Raw genomic sequence first — 16901 nt, forward strand, 5'->3', positions numbered from 1 at the left:
TAGAAAACGACGGGTGTGCCCGGTTGTTTCCAGCGGTTCTCATATATTAGGGGCGATGCGATTGAGATAACCCGCCCTTTCGTCACTCATTCTAGAAATGCAATTATCAATCGTTACTTGGTAGGCTTCCGCGGTTTCCTCTATTTCAAAGGCTTCAAGCTTGCAATCTGCGTCTCGCAGATCGATCCATGCTCGCTGCGCCGCCTTTAACAGGGAAATATATTGGCCTGCTAGCAAAGGCGAGTTTTCATACTGGAACCTGATGCGATTCAAGGTGGCCTTGTACGATGAATTAAGCAGGTTGTCAGATTGTTCTTTGTTATACTGTGCGCATAGTGCTATCTGAGAAGATGCTTCAATCCGTTCACATGGATTTATAACATCATCGCTAAATGCTGGGCGCACAAATAGAATAAAAAAAAGTGGAATTGTATTTCGGGTATTGAACATTTAGCTGTTCCTGAGGTATCGAGCTCTGTTTCGCCCTGGCTCATACTGGCTGATAGCAGGCGTATTCTCTACGTAGCGTATCAATTCACCCTTATCATTTCTCATCCCAGCCTTCATCGGGTTAGGCCCCTTGGTAAAGCCTTGATAGACGAAATCTACCAGCACATCTTTGACGACCTGATCGAGACTGTTCCATTCGGTTCTATCGGGCTCGCTCGCAGTCCAGTGGTCGTAGTTTCTGATAGCACGTTCCACGTAGTTCGGATAGGTAATGTTAAAAAGGATTATTTCCTGCTCGGGGGTTATTTCCCCAATGGATGCTTTGTTCTCCCTTACAAATTGCTGAGCAATCGCGCCTTTCTTTCCATGTGCCTGAGCAATCTTAGTTGCCTGATCGTGTTCGACTCCGGCATTTTTCATATGGTTGTAGATTTCTGATTGGGTCCGGAAGCCCATATCATACCCGCGACCGAGAGTGACCCCCGACAGATCGTTTCCAGGCCAGTGAACGACCCGGCTGAAGAACGGAGAGGTGGGGATGTTATTCCCTTCAGCGTCAAATGTTATTTTTCCTTCGCTAATCGTGGGGGCGACCTTCGCTACAGTACTGAACACACTGATAAGAGTCAGTGGTTGGAAGTGCCAAGCTTTTCCATCCGCGCTGATAGAGTGATTCCCAGCGATATCGCCCCACCAGCTTAGAGTTTTGATGCGATTCTTCTCTTCGGCCCAGTTCTGGTTGGGATCAGCGGAGCTGTGGCCCATCAGCTCATCGAGCTCGTCCCAACGCGCCGCATTCCAAAACCACTCACTTTCATGCCGCGTGATGAGCTGCGAGATGGACTGGGCGTGCCAAGGCTTTTCCTGCGCCAACTGAATTTCTTGGGAGGTCATCTTGCTGTCGCGGTCGGTGTCGATGATGTTGTAGAGACGGCTGCGCACCGGACCTTTGTCGGCCTGGTCGATAGCGCCCCGGTAGCTGGCTTTCTCATCGTCGGACAGGCGAAGCTCCGCGTTGAGGTAGTAGGCGAGTCCTGAGCTGGGCGGATCGGCATCCTCTAGGCATTCGAAGCCTTCCCACTCCCAGGGACTGTGGCGGGTGGTGATCAGCTCCTGTTCCGATAGCCAGCCGCTGATGGGCCGTCCGTCCTTGCCGGCTAACAGATCATCAAGTCGCCACCAAATGGTCCCGCGTGAAGGATCGGTTGCTGTGTTGCTGGCAGGAATCTTGATCTTGGCTTCGTTTGGAAGCGCATCCAGCAGATTTTGCGGCAGGATCAGGTCGACGCCGACCTCTTGTCCTTCATCGGCCTGCTTCGGCGGGTTTTCGCTATTGATGTCACTCCGGTGATGAATCAACTTGCTGGCGTCCGCGTGGACCTTAAGCAGCGTCTTTTTCTCCTCGGGCAGGCTATGCGCCCACTTGCGGCTTTCGCTTAGGAATGTTGGCACATCTTCACAACTGAAGACCTCCAGATGCAGCAACTCCTGAGGTAAACCATCGCTTTGATTCTGGTACTTGCCTAGATGGCCGATCAGATCACCTGCCTTGATCGGCGCAGGTGGTTCAAGAAGCACCACGGAACCCAGGGCCTTGGGTTGTGATTGGGCCCTTAGAAAGGAAGAAGAGACGTAACCAGGCATCGTCCCATCTGCCTGTGGCGTCAGCGCTGGTTCGTTGTTGTCGCTAATCACCTGTTCGAGCTTGAGAAACTCGCCTTCGCCCGATGCGCGGATCTGGGCGCCTTTACTGAGCTTGCCCACGACAGGTGAGTTAATTCGGCCTTCGGCTCTGACGTTGAGCTCGCCGCCGCCGGTACTAACGGTATACACACCGGAAGCCCAAAACGACGGCCGCTCCAGCTTCTCGTCTTGGCGATAGTCTTTCCAGCATTTGAGGTGCATGTACAGGCTGAAGATTGTCAACCCCGGCGGATTCGCTTTCGAGTCACTCTCAGTAATGAACGCCTTGGCCTGAAGGGTATGTTTGACCAGCACGAAGCCGGTGGAAAACGGGGCTCGTATCTGAAGCGGCGGTTTGCCGGCGTAGGTGCTGATGGGGTATTCATCGTTGATACGATAAGCGACTACTTCGCCATGGGTGATGCAGTTGACGCGGCTCTGATCGAAGGCTCCGGACGTGCCCCCGTCGAAGTGAATGCCGCCATGCCACAGCCCATTCCCGCCGATGGGGTAGAAGCCTGCCTGGGCCTTGCATAGCGCGGTCAGGGGTTGCAACGAATGGCTTGCTAAGGGCTTGCAGGGGTAGCACCAGTCCCCCTTGGTACCGTTTTCGTTGCCACTAACGGGCGCTATTGGCTTTTCGTCGTCGGGGCTCAGGGTGCCATTGGCCATGTCCGCGATATACCGTTTGAAGACATTTTCCTCGAGTTCGGCATGGACATGGATGGCGTAGCTCTGTCCTCCCGCCCTGTCCGTTCCGGCTTGCAGGCCAATATGCTGACCGTATGTGATGGCATCGCCATCGTTGACTTTGAATGTCGGGTGAAGATGCAGGATTTGCCCGAGTAGCTGCCCATTGGTCCGGGCGTCATAGATCTGCAGCGTGCCGTAAGCACGGTTGGTCTTGGCATAGCCGGCCAGGGGGCTGGGAACAGGGATGGATTGGTTACTGCCATTAACGAGCAGCACGAAATCCTTCTTGATAAGTGTGCGGCCACCGATATGGCGGACCTCTTCGAGTTGTCCGTTGATGGTCCCGTAGTCGCGGTTTGGCTCACGCCCTGATGAGGGGTGATGCTTGGCGAGGTCTTCGTAGTGGAGTACATCCTCGGTGCGGTTTCCGACACTTTCAACAATTCTGTAGCGACGTCCTGTCATGTCCGTTCCTGGTTGTAGTCGTGTTGAACGCTTAGAGGCCGCAGGCCGCTCCGAAGGTCTTGTAGACCTCTGTCTTTCCATCCGCCTCAAAGGCGAAGTCAACGTGCCGGTCGTCCGACTCGTTGTACTCCGAATAATCGAACTGCCGGACTATGGTGAGCGTGGCAGCCATGCCATCAGCGGCGTAGGCCGTACGGGTTTCGGTAATATTGGTTCGTTGCAACTCTTGGAGGGTGCCGGCAGTTTTGACGAACAACACTTCATCTATCTCGACTGCAATCGGCTGGGCGTCACGCATGGCCCGATATTGGTCATCGGCTGGAACCAGCGCGCAGCGATAATTTTCGATACCCCCTGATTCCTGATACCGAGTGAGGGCTTCCTGATAAGTGATAGGTTCTAGTTCGAGGGCGGCGCAGCCAACCAGATAGCCACCGGACAGGATGAACAGCAGTACCTGGCGCGCGAAGTGGTGAACGGGACGACGGTTCTTGAGGTTGATATTCATCGTTTGGTTTCAGCCTGAAAAATTCATCATTCTTTTGACTTTGTTTTTGGGGTTGAGCGAACTGGCAGACGCCTGTTCCAACAAGCTCCCCGCCTTCTCGCTATCCGCCATCCCCGGCAGCACTGGCGCTTTGATCTTGATCCCCGAACCCTTGCCCGGTGCGCCGCCGGCGTTGATTCGCGCCAGCGGGCCGGAGACGGTGATGCCGCCCGGGTCGAGCTTGATGAAGCTGCCGCCGGCCTTGAGGGTCAGTTCGATGCCGGCTTCGATGACCATCTTCTGCCCGGCCTTGAGGTGGATCTCGCGGCCGGCCTTGGTCAGCTGGGCGGTGCCGAGCTTGATGTGCTGGGTCTGGGCGATGGTGAGGTGATCGTCGGGTTTGACTTCCACCTTGCGGTCGCCGGCCACGGTCAGGTGCTCTTCGGCGCGGAGTTCGCTGTAGCTGTTGGCTTCCACCGTGTCATGGCGCTCGTGGCCGACGCGGATCTTCTGGTCGTGCTCGATGTTCTCGTCCCAATCGCGCTGGGCGTGGATGTAGATCTGTTCCTGGCCCTTGCGGTCTTCGATGCGCAGTTCGTTGTAGCCGCTACCGCCCGGGCTGCTCAGGGTCTTGAACACCGTGCGGGTCTTGTTCGCCGGCAGGTCGTAAGGGACCTGGTGTTCCTTGTGGTACAGGCAGCCGGTCACCAGCGGTTGATCGGGGTCACCTTCGAGGAAGGTCACCAGCACTTCCATGCCAACCCGCGGAATGGCGATGCCGCCATAGCGGTCGCCGGCCCAGCTGGAGGAGACGCGCAGCCAGCAGCTGGTCTTGTCGTCGGCCTGGCCTTCACGGTCCCAATGGAACTGAACGCGCACGCGACCGTATTCATCGCAGTGGATTTCTTCGCCGGCAGGTCCCGTGACTACGGCGGTCTGGCTACCCAGCACCCTCGGTTTCGGATGGTGAAGAGCTGGGCGGAAGGGGATGTCCCAGGGCGTGGCGTTGAAGCGGTTGCGGTAGCCCTGGACGAAACCGTCGCCGGGCGCGATATGACTGGTGACCGACTCCTCCAACACCTGCGGCTGCCTGCCTTCATGCAGGACTTCGGTGAGCAGCCAGAGGTCGTTCCATTCCCGGCGTGGGTGGTCGGACATCTCCAGCAGATGGCCGCTGACCAATCCTGGTTGATCGCTGTTGCCTTCGGCAAGGCGGTAGTCGTGGCGATGGCGCTCCAGGGCGCGTTGCGACAGGTGCTTGCCGCGGGCGCGCTCGGTGAAGCGGCCGGGGTAGTCGTAATCTTCCAGGTCGGGCTGCGGCAGCGCGTCCGCCGCCGATTCGCCGCGGTAGGCCGCCTCCATTAGCAACCTGGGCTGTTCGAAGTCGTAATCACGGCGACTGACCCTGCTGGTGCGTGTGGCGACGCGCACGGCGAAGCGCTTGATCACCGGCTCGTCGGCCGTCATGCCGTTGTCCTGCAGATAGGCGGTCGGCTGGCCGAGTCTGGCGAAGCTGGTCTGGTCATCGCCGAAGACCAGTACATGGCCGGCCGTGCTGTGCTCGAAGTGGTAATGGATGCCCTCTTCCTCGCACAGGCGCTGAATGAAGTGCAGGTCGGTTTCGTCGTACTGCACGCAGTATTCGCGCTCTGGGTAGAGCACTGGGCCAAGCTGGAAGCGGTAGGCGTTGGCCTGGATGCCGTGTTCCTCGAGCACCTGGGCGACAATCTGCGGCACCGTCAGGTGCTGGAAGATGCGCTGGTTGGTGCGATGGGCGAGGTAGGCCAGCTGCGGCACCAGCGTGAGCCGATAGCGGGTCAGGCGCTTGCCGGATTCACCCTGGGCGATGCGGTGGACCAGGCCATGAACGCCTTTGCCAGCTGGATCGAAGGCGAGAAAGGCTGGCCTGTGCAGCAGTGCCTGCAGATCCAGGTCGGCGCGCTCGCTGACCAGTTCCAGATCGAAGCGATAGGGCTGACTGATGGCCTCGCGCCCCTGAAATTCGAGCACCTGGAAGTCGTGTTCGACGCCTTCCAGGGTCAGGCTGAAGTGGGTTTCATTGGCGGCGTTGAACATTGGGCTTTCCTTGTCCTGATGTCATCCATGGGAATGACCGAGCCAGCGCTGCCAGCGGCTCGGTACGGGGCGGCTGAAGACCTGCAACAGGCCCGCCGCATCGATGCTGCGCTGAGCTTCGTCGAAGGCCAGTGCCAGCCGCAGCGCCGGCCAGCAATGCGCCGGCAATTGCGGCGGGCGCTGCAGGGTGCGATCCAGCCCCATGGCCTTGGCCTGGCGGGCGCTGAGCCGGCGATAAGGGTGGCTGCCGCTGGCCAGTTCATAGAGCACGCAGGCCAGTGCGTAGATATCGGCGCTGGCGGTCAGTTCGCCACCGTCGAGCAGTTCCAGTGCGGCATAACGCGGCGTCCAGGCGGCGAAACGCGTGCGGCACAGGCGCGGCAGACCGGGCAGCAGGCCTTCGAGCGGCTGGCCGAGGCCATAGTCGAACAGGCGCAGGCCGTCATCGGCGAGCATCACGTTGCTCGGTTTCAGGTCGCCATGCAGCACGCCCAGGCTGTGGGAGTAGGTCAGCGCCTCCAGCAGCGGTAACGCGATGCCCTGCAGTTCGTTCCAGGCCATGCCCTGCGGGCGCTCGCACAGTAGCTGGTCGAGGGTTGGACCCTTGAGCAGCTCCAGGGTGATGAAGGCACGCTGGCTGGCCGGGTCGATGTCGAAGTTGTACAGGCGCACGACATGGCGGTGACTGAGGCGCGTGGTCAGCGCGTATTCGCTGTAGAGCAGCGCGCTGGCATCGGGGTATTCGGCGAAATCCTCGCTGAGCGTCTTCAGCGCCACGTAGGGTTCCGGATCGCCGAACTGTTCGCGCAGCAAGTCACGGGCGCGATAGACCGCGCCCATGCCGCCGACGCCGAGCAGGCGCTCGATCCGATAGCGGCCGCCGAGGACGTCCGGCAGCTCGCCGGCAGGCGTCTTCGGCACCACCGGCACCGGCGTGGCCGCGGTGGATGCCAGCGCAAAATAGGTGAGATCGCAGGCGGGCTGGGCGTTCATCGGCGGATCACCACGGCGCTGAGGTTGTCGCGCGCCGGGCCCTTGAGCGCCTGGCGAAATAGCCGCTCCAGCGCCAGGTGTGTGGATGGCAGGCTGAGTGCGGCGCCGAGGGCGTCGGCGGACATGCTCTGGTAGAGCCCATCGCTGCACAGCAGCAGCGTGTCGCCGGGAAGCACGACGAACTCGAGGATATCCAGCTCCAGCTTCTCGCTGGCGCCGATGGCGCGGGTCAGCGCGTGAGCAGCCGGGTGTTTGGCGGCAAGCTCGGGGCTGAGCTGCTGCTCGTCGATCAGTTGCTGCAGCAACGAGTGGTCACGTGACAGCTGATACAGCCGGCCGCCGCGCCACAGGTAGCAGCGGCTGTCGCCGGCCCAGATGCAGGCGGCGCGGTCGCCCTCCATGAGCAGGGCGACCACCGTGCTGCCGATCACCGGATCGGGCCGTTCGGCGGTGACCGTCAGTTCCTGACTGAGGCGGCGATTCAGCTCATGCAGGCAGCGCCGTAGCGCCAGCAGCCGCTCGGGCAGATCGCCGCCGCTGGAAAGCTCGGCCAGCTGCTCGACGATCAGGCGACTGGCCAGGGCGCCGTTCTGATGCCCGCCCATGCCGTCGGCCACGGCCCAGAGCCCGGCCTGTGGCAGGTCGAGAAAGGCATCCTCGTTGCGCGCACGCACCTTGCCGGTGTCGGTGCGCGCAGCGCTGCGCCAGCTGCACGCCGTTGCGCTCATCACAGCGTCGCCGGCAGCTTGAAGCCGCGCAGCAGCGCGAGGTCGAACGGATTCGGCGAGCGCTGCGCGTGCAGGAGGTAGTTGGCGCGCAGGCCGCCGAGGTCGGCCTTGAGCATCAACACGTCACGGCCGCTGTGGTAGTCGACCTGCATCAGGTCGATCAGGCGGAACAGCGACCAGGGCCCGGTGTTCTTCTCGATACCCACGCGGCGACCGCCGAGCTCTTCCACCACCAGGCTGGTGCGTCCGTCGTCGGCTTCGGCCGGCCAGCGGAATGCGGTCTGCACGATCGGGCCGTGGCGGTACTCCAGCTGCTGGTTGCCGAAGCGGAAGTCGGCCCGGCCGAGGCTCGAATCCAGCGAGTACGGCTCCAGCTTGAACAGGATCAGCGGCTCGTTGGGGTTTTCGGCGAAGAAGCTGCGGCGAATGGTCTGCGCCCGGCTCATCTGCGCGAGGAACTGCTCGGACAACGGCAGGCCGCGGCCATCGACTCGGCGCAGCTGGTACTGACCGGCGCTGCCGCTGACGAAGGGCTTGAGGTAGCGCTCGAAGAAGCTGTCCGCCAGGCCCTGGGCCTTGAAGAACTCGCGGAAGTCAGCGAGGGCGACGTCGCTGGCGCTGTGGGCGCTGAACGGATAGCGCGCGCGCAGGGCACCGCGATAGCTGGCATAGAGTTCGTTGCGATAGCGCTGGTTGAGGTAGTGATAGGCATCGCTGAGCACCAGCGACCAGCTGTCCTCGGCCAGCAGCCCCAGCCACTTGCCCAGCGGCTGCGGCAGCCGTGCAGCGCTGTTGCGCAGCTGGTTGATGGCGTCGCGTTGGCCGCCCATGCGTGCCTTGGCCATCTCGAAGGCGGCCTGTTCCGGTGCGCTGGCATGGGCCAGCGAGGCCAGCTGCAATTGCAGGGCGTCGAGGGCCTGCAGACTGGCGCTCAACTCCGGGCCGGCTGCGCCGTTTTCGTCCAGCAGCTGGTGCAACGGCGCGAAGCGCCGCTCCAGGGTCTTGCGTGCGGTGTCGGGTACGTTCTTCAGCAGCGCAGCCTGGGTCTGCTCCGCCGCGGCAGTGGCCAGTTTGGCCGCCTTGCCGAGCTTGCCACCGGCATCTTGCGCCGCTTCGGCCAGCTCGCCGGCCTCGGCGGCCGCTTCGGTCAGACCGGCGAAGCGGGTGTTCTCGCGTATTTCCAGCAGCAGTTGCAGCAGCGGCGAGTTGGCCGCGGTGAGCCCGGCGAGCTGTGCAGCACCCTGCGCCGCGCTGGCGGCCGGGAGAATGTTCAGCTGGGCGATCGCTTCGCTCCAGTGCGCGGCGTAGTCGCGGAAATACAGCTGCTCCATTTCCGTCAGCAGGCGGCTCAGGTCCTTGGCGCTGAGGCTGTCGCCTTCGCCCAGCACCCAGTTGTCGCGCAGAATCTCACTGACCAGATCGGCGCCCTGAGCGACGAACAGCTTGTGATAGCCGCGCTGGGTATAGAAGCCGGGAATCGCATAGTCGCCGCCGACGAACAGCGATGCCTGCGGACCGAGCTGCGTGTTCAGACGATAGTCGGGAAGGTTGCGCGCCTGATCGCGCAGCATGCGGTACACCACTGCCGCCAGCGATTCGCTGCGCAACTGGGCGCGGGCCTTGGCCACCAGTTTTTCGTTCAGCTGATACGGCGCGAAGGATTCCTCCAGCAGGCGCGCAAAGTGCGTGTTGAGCCCCTGCTGCGCCACGGCATTGCCCGGATGGCGCAGCGACCAGTCGGCGGCCAGCCAGTCCTTGAGAAACGCAGCATCACGGCGTTCGGCCAGGTTCAGCATGAGATAGGCGCGCAGGCTGCCGAGCAGTTGCTCGCGGTCGTTCAAGTTGGCGCGAATCTGCGCTTCCAGCTGCCGGCCGACACGTGGCAGCAGCAGTTTCTCCAGATCGCGGCGGTAGGCCTCGTGCAGCGTCGGGTCGACCGCCTCGCCCTGATACAGGCCGCCCCGGCGCAGCCAGGACACCTCGTCTTTCGGCGGGAACACCTCGGTCGCCGCATAGCTCGCGTCCAGAGCCTTGAGCGTGCGCAGAGCCTCGTCTCCCGCCTCGATGGACTTGCGCTCGCTGCCGAGTTGCTGGGCGATGCCGCGCAGCTGTTCCAGGCGCTCGTGGTTGCCCGAGAAGTTCAGCGCCCAGGCGCCGCCGATCAGCAGCAGGCAGCCGAAGGCGCCGGCATAGAGGGCACGCTGGCCCCAGTCGATGCGGCGCACCTCGCGTTGGTCGAGGCCCGCCAGTTCGGCTTCCGGGAAGATCACCCGGCTGAGCAGCTGATTGATGAAGCGCGCACGGCCGCTGCGGAAGGTTGGCAGTGCACTGCTGGCCAGGCCGAGCTGACGACCGATGCCGGCGGTGAGCGGGTCGAGACCTTCGCGCAGTTGCGGCGCGCTGGTCAGGTAGAAGCCGCGCAACTGGCTGGCACGCTGGTAACGGTTGCCAGCGAAGGCCAGTTCGATGAACAGGCTCAGATGCTCGCCGATCTGCCCCAGCTGATGGGGGAAGTCGAGGATGCGGCCACGGCGCTGGGTATCGCGCTCCTGATGCATGCGCAGGATCACCTGGCTGTTCAGCCGGCGCAGCAGTTCCTCGAACTCCTGGCGCACGACCTGCGCGTCGCTGCCATTCTGTTCCTTGCGGAAACTCGCGCCGAGCACCTGATCGCTTTCCTCCCGCGACAGCTGCTCGAAGAACTCGTCGAAACCGAGAATCCGATCGGCCTTGCTCAGCACCAGGTAGACCGGCACGTCCACGCTCAGACGTTGATGGATCTCATGCAGGCGCTGACGGGTCTGGCGGGCAAGGTTCTCCAGCTCCAGTTCACTGCCGCCCTGCAGCTGGTCCACGGGCAGGTTGACCAGCACGCCGTTGAGCGGCCGTGCACGACGCCTGCGCAGCAGACCGAGCAAAGTATCCCAGGCGCTGCCGTCGACGGCAGCGTCGGGCTGGGTCAGGTAGCGGCCGGCGGTGTCGATCAGCACGGCATGATCGGCGAAGTACCAGTCGGCATAGCGAGTGCCGGAGACGTCCTTGGTCAGGCGCTGCTGTTCGCTGCGGTTGAGCGGAAAGTCCAGGCCGGAGAAATCCAGCAGGCTGGTCTTGCCGCTACCCTGCGGGCCGATCAGCAGGTACCAGGGCAGCTCGCTGCGCCATTTCTCGCTGCGCCCGCGATAGAGGCTGGAGGTCTTCAGGGTGCGCAGCGCCTGTTTGAAGCGATGGCGCAACTCCTGTTGCTCTTCGCCGATCAGGCCGTCGCGGCGCAGTTGTTCCTGAACGTCCTGATCCTCGGCGTCGCGCTTCTTGCGCGCGCTGGCGCGCCAGCTGGCGAAGACCATGGCCAGGCCCCAGCCGAGAAACAGCACGCTGATGCTCAGCAGGCGGGCGGTCGCCGCCTCCCAGAATCGGTAGTCGTCGACTGCCAGCAACGGCCCGACGAACCACACCACGACCGCCAGCAGCAGGACCAGCAGTAGGCTCCAGACCCAGGTCCGGCGCAGCACGGCGCCGAGTTTGCCGAAGAACGTCTTCATCTCATTTCATCCCTGACAAGGTGGAGTCGCCGGCATCCATGTCCAGCGAGCGATAGGGTTGCAGCACGCTCTCTCGTTGTTCGCCGAGCACCCAGGCGAAACCGCCGTAGATCACCCCGAGGCACATCAGGGTGAACAGCGCGACCATCCACCAGGGCACGATGCGCACCAGGCGCCGGCGGGTGTCCTTGAGGCCCTCCCAATGCGGCGACAGCTCGCGCGGGATGTCGCCGCGCATCTGGCGGATCTGCCGGTAAAGGCTGTCGCGTACCGCTTCCAGTTCGAGCATGCCGCGCGGCAGCACGCGGTACTTGCCCTCGAAGCCAAGCGACAGGCAGAGGTACATCAGTTCGAGCATCGGCAGGTGCTTGACCGGGTTGCGCGATAGCCGCTCGAGCAGCTGGAAGAACTTCTCGCCGCCGAAGGTCTCGTTGTGAAAGGAGGACAGCAAGCTCATCTGCGACCATTCGCTCTCGTTGCCCCAGGGCGTGGTCACCACGGCCTCGTCGAGCACGGTGCAGAGCACGTAGCGCGCCGCCATTACCTGGCTGCTTTCGGCGCCGTCATGCAGCGCGCGATGCTCGAACAGCTTGATCGCGCTGCTCAACTGGCCGTGCAGGGCCTGCAGGTCTTCGCTTTCCAGGCTGTGCTTGAAACGCACCACTTCCGACAGCAGCGGCGAGGCGGCGGCCACCAGCGGGTTGAGGCTGATATTGAAGGTCTCCGCCGGGCGCAGGCGCGCAGCGTAGATCATCCGCTCTTCCAGCTGCTCGAAGCGCGGCGGGGTGTCGAAGTCGGTCAGCGTGCTCTGCGCCGGCGCTTCTCCCGCTCGATTGACGATGACCGTGCGCTCGTCCTGTCCGTAATCCATTTCCTTGATCATGTCGCTCAGTCCCTGACCGCCCAGAATTTCAGTTCGAGCCCGGCGAAGTCACCGGACACATGGAAGGCAAAGCCGCCGGAACGCTCCAGTTGCGCCTGGTCCTCGGCGTTGAGTTCCAGCGCGAAGTAGGTCTTGCCGGCATGGAAGGGGATCTGCCGCGGCGCCACCGGCAGCGGCTTGAGGCGGATGCCCGGCAGATGCAGGTTGACCAGCTGGCGGATGCGCTCCACCGGACCGATCTTCAGGTGCGCCGGCAGGCGGGTGCGCAGGGTTTCCGAATCGCACTGGGCGCTGGCGGCGAGCACGAAGGACGCCGTGCCGAGCAGCTTGTGGTCGTGCAGCGGCGATACCTGGATGCCGTACTGACGCTGCTGCAGCAGCAGTTCGATGGCGTGCTGCTCGAGCACCATCGACAGCACCTGGCGGATCGCGTCCATCAGCTTGCGGAAGCTCGCGCCCTGGTCGCTGTGCTGGTAGCGGCCATCCAGGCGCGGGCGCTTGCTCTCGCTGGAGAAGGTCGCCAGCTCGCCGAGCAGGCCAAGCAGGTCGCGGTAGATCTGCTCCGGATGCACCTGCTCCACGCCCAGGTAGTGGCGTAGCACCGGTTCATGACGGTTGATCAGCTGCAGCATCATGAAGTCGCCGACCTCCGCGCCACCGACCTTGCCGGTGGCGCTGATGCGCTCGGCAAGGGTGTCGCCGCGGTGGGCGAGCATGCTGATCACTTCCTTCAGGCAGGACAGCAGGTAGCCCGAAGCCTGGAAGTTGACGTAGGTCGGAATGAACTCCGGGTCGAGGCTGATGACCCCGTCCGGCGTGGTGTCGAGCACCTCGCACAGCTGCAGCTTCACGTAGGCCTGGTCGCTCTGCTGCTCGCCCAGCAGCAGGCGGAAATCCGGCAGGCCGGTGCTGACCTGGCTGGTGCTGCTGTCGCCGGCATTGGAATCGGCGACCTCCAGCTCATGGGCGGTGTAGCGCGCCAGCACGTCCTTCTGCTCGGGCCGGCGGGTTTCGATGTGGTTGCCGGTGACCAGCGGCAGCGCGAGATAGACCAGGGTGCTGCCGGTGTTCGGCGGGATGTCCAGGGCCAGTGGCTCGCGTTCGCTGCCCAGCTCGAACAGGGTGCCGTCCGGGAGGATGCCGCTGGCCTGGCTGAGCACCAGCTTGCCCATGTTGAGGAACTGGCGGTCGATCTCCAGGTTGAAGAAACCCCAGGCATAGCTGCCCAGCTTCTGGGTGCGCGCCTTGAGCTGGTGGTCGTAGTAGCGATCGCTTTGCTGGAAGTGCTGCGGGCGCAGCAGCATGCCTTCCTGCCAGACAACCTTGTGCAGGCTCATGCTTACTGTCCTTCTTCGGCGAGCGGATCGAACAGCGCGATGCCGCGCTCATCCAGGCTCAGGGCGACATGGGTGCGCTCCTGCGGCGGCAGGGCAATCACATAGCGCCAGCTGGCTTCCGGCAGGTCGCGGTAGGCGGCCAGCACGCCGACGTAGCGGCTGCCGTCCTGCACCGAGAGCTTTAGCTCGCGGCTTTCGCCGGGACGCAGTTCCAGTTCCTCGGAGGTCACCAGGTCCGGTGCCAGGGCTTCCTTGGGCCGCTGGTAGAGGGCGAAGAAGTCGCCGTTCTCGAACGCCACCGGATGCTTGAGCTCCAGCAGGCGCAGCACGATCGGCGACGGCCGGCCGTTGAGATCGGGGTTGAGGCGGTCGCTGCCGTGCAGTTCGAGGTCGAGCTTGGTCAGCTTGGAGTACGGCGACAGCGCCGAGCAGCCGCCCAGCACGAGCAGCGAGGCCAGCATGGCCAGGGTTATGCGACGAGGCATGGGATCATCCTTGATGGGTTGAATCGAGCGTGGCGATCAGGCGCACCTGCTCCTCATAGGTCTTGGCGAAGTCGCGGGCGAACAATCGCTCGCTCCAGTCGGCATCCTGGCCGAGGCTTTGATGCAGCCGGCGATAGGCGCGCCAGCGACTGCCGGCAGTGGCGATCAGCGGTTTGCGGCCTTCACGTTCGAAACGCAGCGCCAGCTGCTCTGGTGCCAGCTGCTCGAACATTGCGTGAACAGCCGCGCGGCTGGCCGCCAGCAGTGCCACCTGATGCGCCTGCAGGTCGCGGAAGGCGCGGCCGATGGCCTGTTCGGCCGGCAGCTGGCCGGGCTTGCCGCCGCGCAGCAGGGCGCTCAGGGCCTCGCCGGCATCGGCGCTGTGCTTGAGCGGGTTGTTGCCGGCGCTCTGCACGGTGGTCAGCGCCAGGCGCAGCTCGTTCTTCAGCTCGCTGCGGGTGCGCAGGCTCTGCTGCAGGCCGCCGACGCTCTGCTTGAGCAGGCGGGCGGCGTTCAGCGCCAAGGCCTGGCGCTGCTCCTCGTCGAGGTCGTCGAGTTCGATGCCCAGCGCTTCGCCGAAACGTGTCCAGAATCCCTGTGTCAGTCGTTCGGGCTCGGCTTCGTGCTTGGTTTCGGGCGCCGCCTGCGGCATGACCAGCTCCGGCAACGGCAGGCTTTCCATGTCGATGCGTGCGTAGTCGCGCTGCTGGGCCTGGCGCTGTGGCGCAACCAGGGCGAGGTCGAGGTCGTCGACTTCGGCGTAGATGCGCTCCTGCTGGTCCATGGCGACCAGCGGATCGAGGTCGAGAAAGGCATCGTCGGGGATGATGCTGCCGGCCGGCTGCGGGCGGCCGATGTCCCCTTCGAACAGCGCCGGGTCCTGGATCAGCCGCGCGCGGATCTCGAAGTCGCCCAGGCAGTAGACGCTGCCATGCTCGATGCGCTGCGGCTGGCCCTTGACTAGGCTGGCGCCACTGTCCTTGAGCTGGATGCCGTTGCTGCTGGTGTCGGTGAGGAAGAACGCCCCATCGCGGTAGCTGATCATTGCGTGGCGCCCGGAGAGGACGCGCTTGCGGTCGGGGATCACCCAGTCGCAGCCTTCTGCGCGGCCGATCACGCCGCCGGCCTGCTTGAAGGTTTTGGTGGTCAGCAGACCCGGCACGAATTGCTGGGCGCCTACCATATCGAAGACCAGTTCCATGGTCGTGTCGCTCCTTGCGGTTATTGGCCGCGATTCAAGGCTTGCGGGTCGCCCAGCGGACGATATTGGTCATCGTTGAATTTGTAGTTGCCGGTGCAGCCGGTGAGCAGGGCTGCGGCGATGAGCGAAACGAGGGCGTAATAGCGCACGGGCACGCGATTTCCTCCTTGAAGTCGTGTGTGGGGAGCGAGGTGCGCCTGGCGGCGCGACACGGGCGGCACATTGAAGTTCAGTTGTGGTGTTTGGCAGGTGACCCGGTTCACAGAACATCCGCCGGATGCTGCCGAAACGCGCAGACGGTCAGATATGCCCGCGCGGTTGCGGATGCCGGCGCCGATGCGGCGCGTGCCTGGGCGTCCGTGCTGCATCAGAGATCGGCCGGGCTGATATTCAGCCGTTCCATGCGATACAGCAGCGTGCGCCGTGGCAGGCCTAATTCGCGGGCGGCCTGACTCTGGTTGCCGCCGTTCTTGCGCAGGCAATCCATGAGCAGGCTGCGTTCGACCCGCTCCATGCGTTCGCGCAGGTTCAGGCTGCTGTCCAGGCTCGCTTCCACATGCAGATTGAAGTGCTCCGGCAGCAGCTCGCCGCCCTCGCAAAGCAGCACGGCGCGCTCCACCAGCCCCTTCAATTCCCGCACGTTGCCGGGGAAGGCATAGCCTGCCAGGCGTTCGAGCGCGGCGTCGGACCAGCGACACAGATCGCGCTGGAGGAAGGCGCAGGCCTTGTCGGCGAAATGCCGGGCCAGGCGCAGGATGTCCTCGTCACGCTCGCGCAGCGGCGGCAGTTCGATGGGGAAGTGCGAGAGGCGGTAGAACAGATCCTCGCGAAACAGGCCGTTTTCCACCTGGCTGCGCAGGTCACGGTGGGTGGCGGCGACGATGCGCACGTCGACCTTGTGGGTTTCGGTGGAGCCCAGCGGGCGCACTTCGCCTTCCTGCAGCACGCGCAACAGCTTGGCCTGCAGCAGCAATGGCATGTCACCGATCTCGTCGAGGAACAGCGTGCCGCCGTTCGCCGCATCGAGCAGGCCGCTGCGGTCGCGGTCGGCACCGGTGAAGGCGCCCTTGCGGTAGCCGAACAGCTCACTTTCCAGCAGCTGCTCAGGCAGCGAGGCGCAGTTCTGCACGATGAAGGACTTGCTGCGGCGAAACCCACAATCGTGAATGGCGCGCGCCACCAGTTCCTTGCCGGTGCCGGTTTCTCCCGTGAGCAGCACGTTGACCGGGCTGTGCAGCACCTTGCCGATCAGCTGGTAGACCGCGCGCATGCGCGGGCTGTCGCCGATAAGGCCGTAACCGCTGGCGCACGGGCTGACTGTAGCGGCAGGTGGCGTGGTGCTGCCGGGCGCGCGCAGGCGTTGGAGCAGATGCAGCTGGGCGAGGCCGAAGGCGCCGAGTTGGGCCAGCGAACCGCTGAAGCCGTGCAGCTCGCGCGATTCGGTACTGGCCGTGAGTAGCAGGCCGGCGACGCGCTGCCGCTCGTCCTGCAGCGGCAGGCAGAGCAGGCTGCGCCAGGGAGCCGGGCTGTCCGGCAGAAAGCCCGAGGCGTGCAGGCTGCTGTCCAGTTCGCTGAGACAGAGGGTCTGGTTCTGGCACAGGCAGTATTGCAGTAGCTGTTCGCCGTCATAATCGCTCGGCAGGCTGGTGGCTTCGCGTGGCTGCAACAGGCCGTTGTGCCACTCGGCCGAGAGCGTCAGGCGGGTATGGGTGGCGTCCAGCAGATAGAGCTGGCTGAGCTGGCAATCGCTCAGCTGCGCCGCGGTTTCCACCAGCCCACCGAGCAGGCTGTCGGCGTTCGCCGCGCGCGCCAGTTCGGCGAAGCGGCCCAGCAGGGCCTCGGCATAGCGCAGCGGCTGTGGCACCTGATTGAACATTGCGG

The 16901-nt window shown here is 63.6% G+C and carries 13 protein-coding genes; all 13 read right to left on the minus strand.

Annotated elements, in window-relative coordinates:
- Positions 1-39: 39 nt before the first annotated feature.
- The 13 genes from N8H22_RS18405 to N8H22_RS18465 all read right to left on the minus strand — a co-directional run bounded on the left by N8H22_RS18405 (position 40) and on the right by N8H22_RS18465 (position 16896).
- Positions 40-450, minus strand: a complete 411-nt coding sequence (locus tag N8H22_RS18405; RefSeq protein ID WP_264591946.1) for a lysozyme inhibitor LprI family protein — start codon at positions 448-450, stop codon at positions 40-42.
- Complete coding sequence (locus N8H22_RS18410; RefSeq protein WP_264591947.1) at positions 451-3291, minus strand: hypothetical protein; 2841 nt, start codon at positions 3289-3291, stop codon at positions 451-453.
- 31 nt (positions 3292-3322) lie between these two features.
- Positions 3323-3799 carry a hypothetical protein gene (locus N8H22_RS18415; RefSeq protein ID WP_264591948.1) on the minus strand — a complete coding sequence of 159 codons (477 nt, stop codon included), beginning with the start codon at positions 3797-3799 and terminating at the stop codon, positions 3323-3325.
- A gap of 9 nt (positions 3800-3808) precedes the next feature.
- Entirely contained in the window at positions 3809-5854 is a 2046-nt protein-coding gene (gene tssI, locus N8H22_RS18420) for a type VI secretion system tip protein TssI/VgrG (protein ID WP_264591949.1), read from the minus strand.
- 21 nt (positions 5855-5875) lie between these two features.
- The gene (locus N8H22_RS18425) at positions 5876-6847 is read right to left on the minus strand and encodes a serine/threonine-protein kinase (RefSeq protein WP_264591950.1); all 972 of its coding nucleotides are present in this window, start codon (positions 6845-6847) and stop codon (positions 5876-5878) included.
- Positions 6844-7575 (minus strand): PP2C family serine/threonine-protein phosphatase, encoded by a 732-nt coding sequence (locus tag N8H22_RS18430; protein WP_264591951.1) that lies wholly within the window; start codon positions 7573-7575, stop codon positions 6844-6846. Before N8H22_RS18430 ends, N8H22_RS18425 begins: the two co-directional genes overlap by 4 nt.
- Positions 7575-11114 (minus strand): type VI secretion system membrane subunit TssM, encoded by a 3540-nt coding sequence (gene tssM, locus N8H22_RS18435; protein ID WP_264591952.1) that lies wholly within the window; start codon positions 11112-11114, stop codon positions 7575-7577. The genes N8H22_RS18430 and tssM overlap by 1 nt, the downstream gene beginning before the upstream one ends.
- Before the next feature lies 1 nt (position 11115).
- Entirely contained in the window at positions 11116-11997 is an 882-nt protein-coding gene (icmH, locus tag N8H22_RS18440) for a type IVB secretion system protein IcmH/DotU (RefSeq protein ID WP_264591953.1), read from the minus strand.
- A 5-nt stretch (positions 11998-12002) separates the two neighbouring features.
- The gene (gene tssK / locus N8H22_RS18445; protein ID WP_264591954.1) at positions 12003-13334 is read right to left on the minus strand and encodes a type VI secretion system baseplate subunit TssK; all 1332 of its coding nucleotides are present in this window, start codon (positions 13332-13334) and stop codon (positions 12003-12005) included.
- A 2-nt stretch (positions 13335-13336) separates the two neighbouring features.
- The gene (gene tssJ / locus N8H22_RS18450) at positions 13337-13819 is read right to left on the minus strand and encodes a type VI secretion system lipoprotein TssJ (RefSeq protein WP_102820430.1); all 483 of its coding nucleotides are present in this window, start codon (positions 13817-13819) and stop codon (positions 13337-13339) included.
- Positions 13820-13823: 4 nt separating this feature from the next.
- Positions 13824-15020: a type VI secretion system-associated FHA domain protein TagH gene (gene tagH / locus N8H22_RS18455; RefSeq protein ID WP_264591955.1), complete on the minus strand. Its 1197-nt coding sequence runs from the start codon at positions 15018-15020 to the stop codon at positions 13824-13826.
- 20 nt (positions 15021-15040) lie between these two features.
- The gene (locus tag N8H22_RS18460; protein ID WP_264591989.1) at positions 15041-15175 is read right to left on the minus strand and encodes a type VI secretion protein; all 135 of its coding nucleotides are present in this window, start codon (positions 15173-15175) and stop codon (positions 15041-15043) included.
- A 212-nt stretch (positions 15176-15387) separates the two neighbouring features.
- Positions 15388-16896, minus strand: coding sequence for a sigma 54-interacting transcriptional regulator (locus N8H22_RS18465; RefSeq protein WP_264591990.1), 1509 nt, complete (start codon positions 16894-16896; stop codon positions 15388-15390).
- Between the last annotated feature and the right edge of the window lie 5 nt (positions 16897-16901).

This window comes from Stutzerimonas sp. S1 (genome assembly GCF_025966695.1).
GTDB lineage: Bacteria > Pseudomonadota > Gammaproteobacteria > Pseudomonadales > Pseudomonadaceae > Stutzerimonas.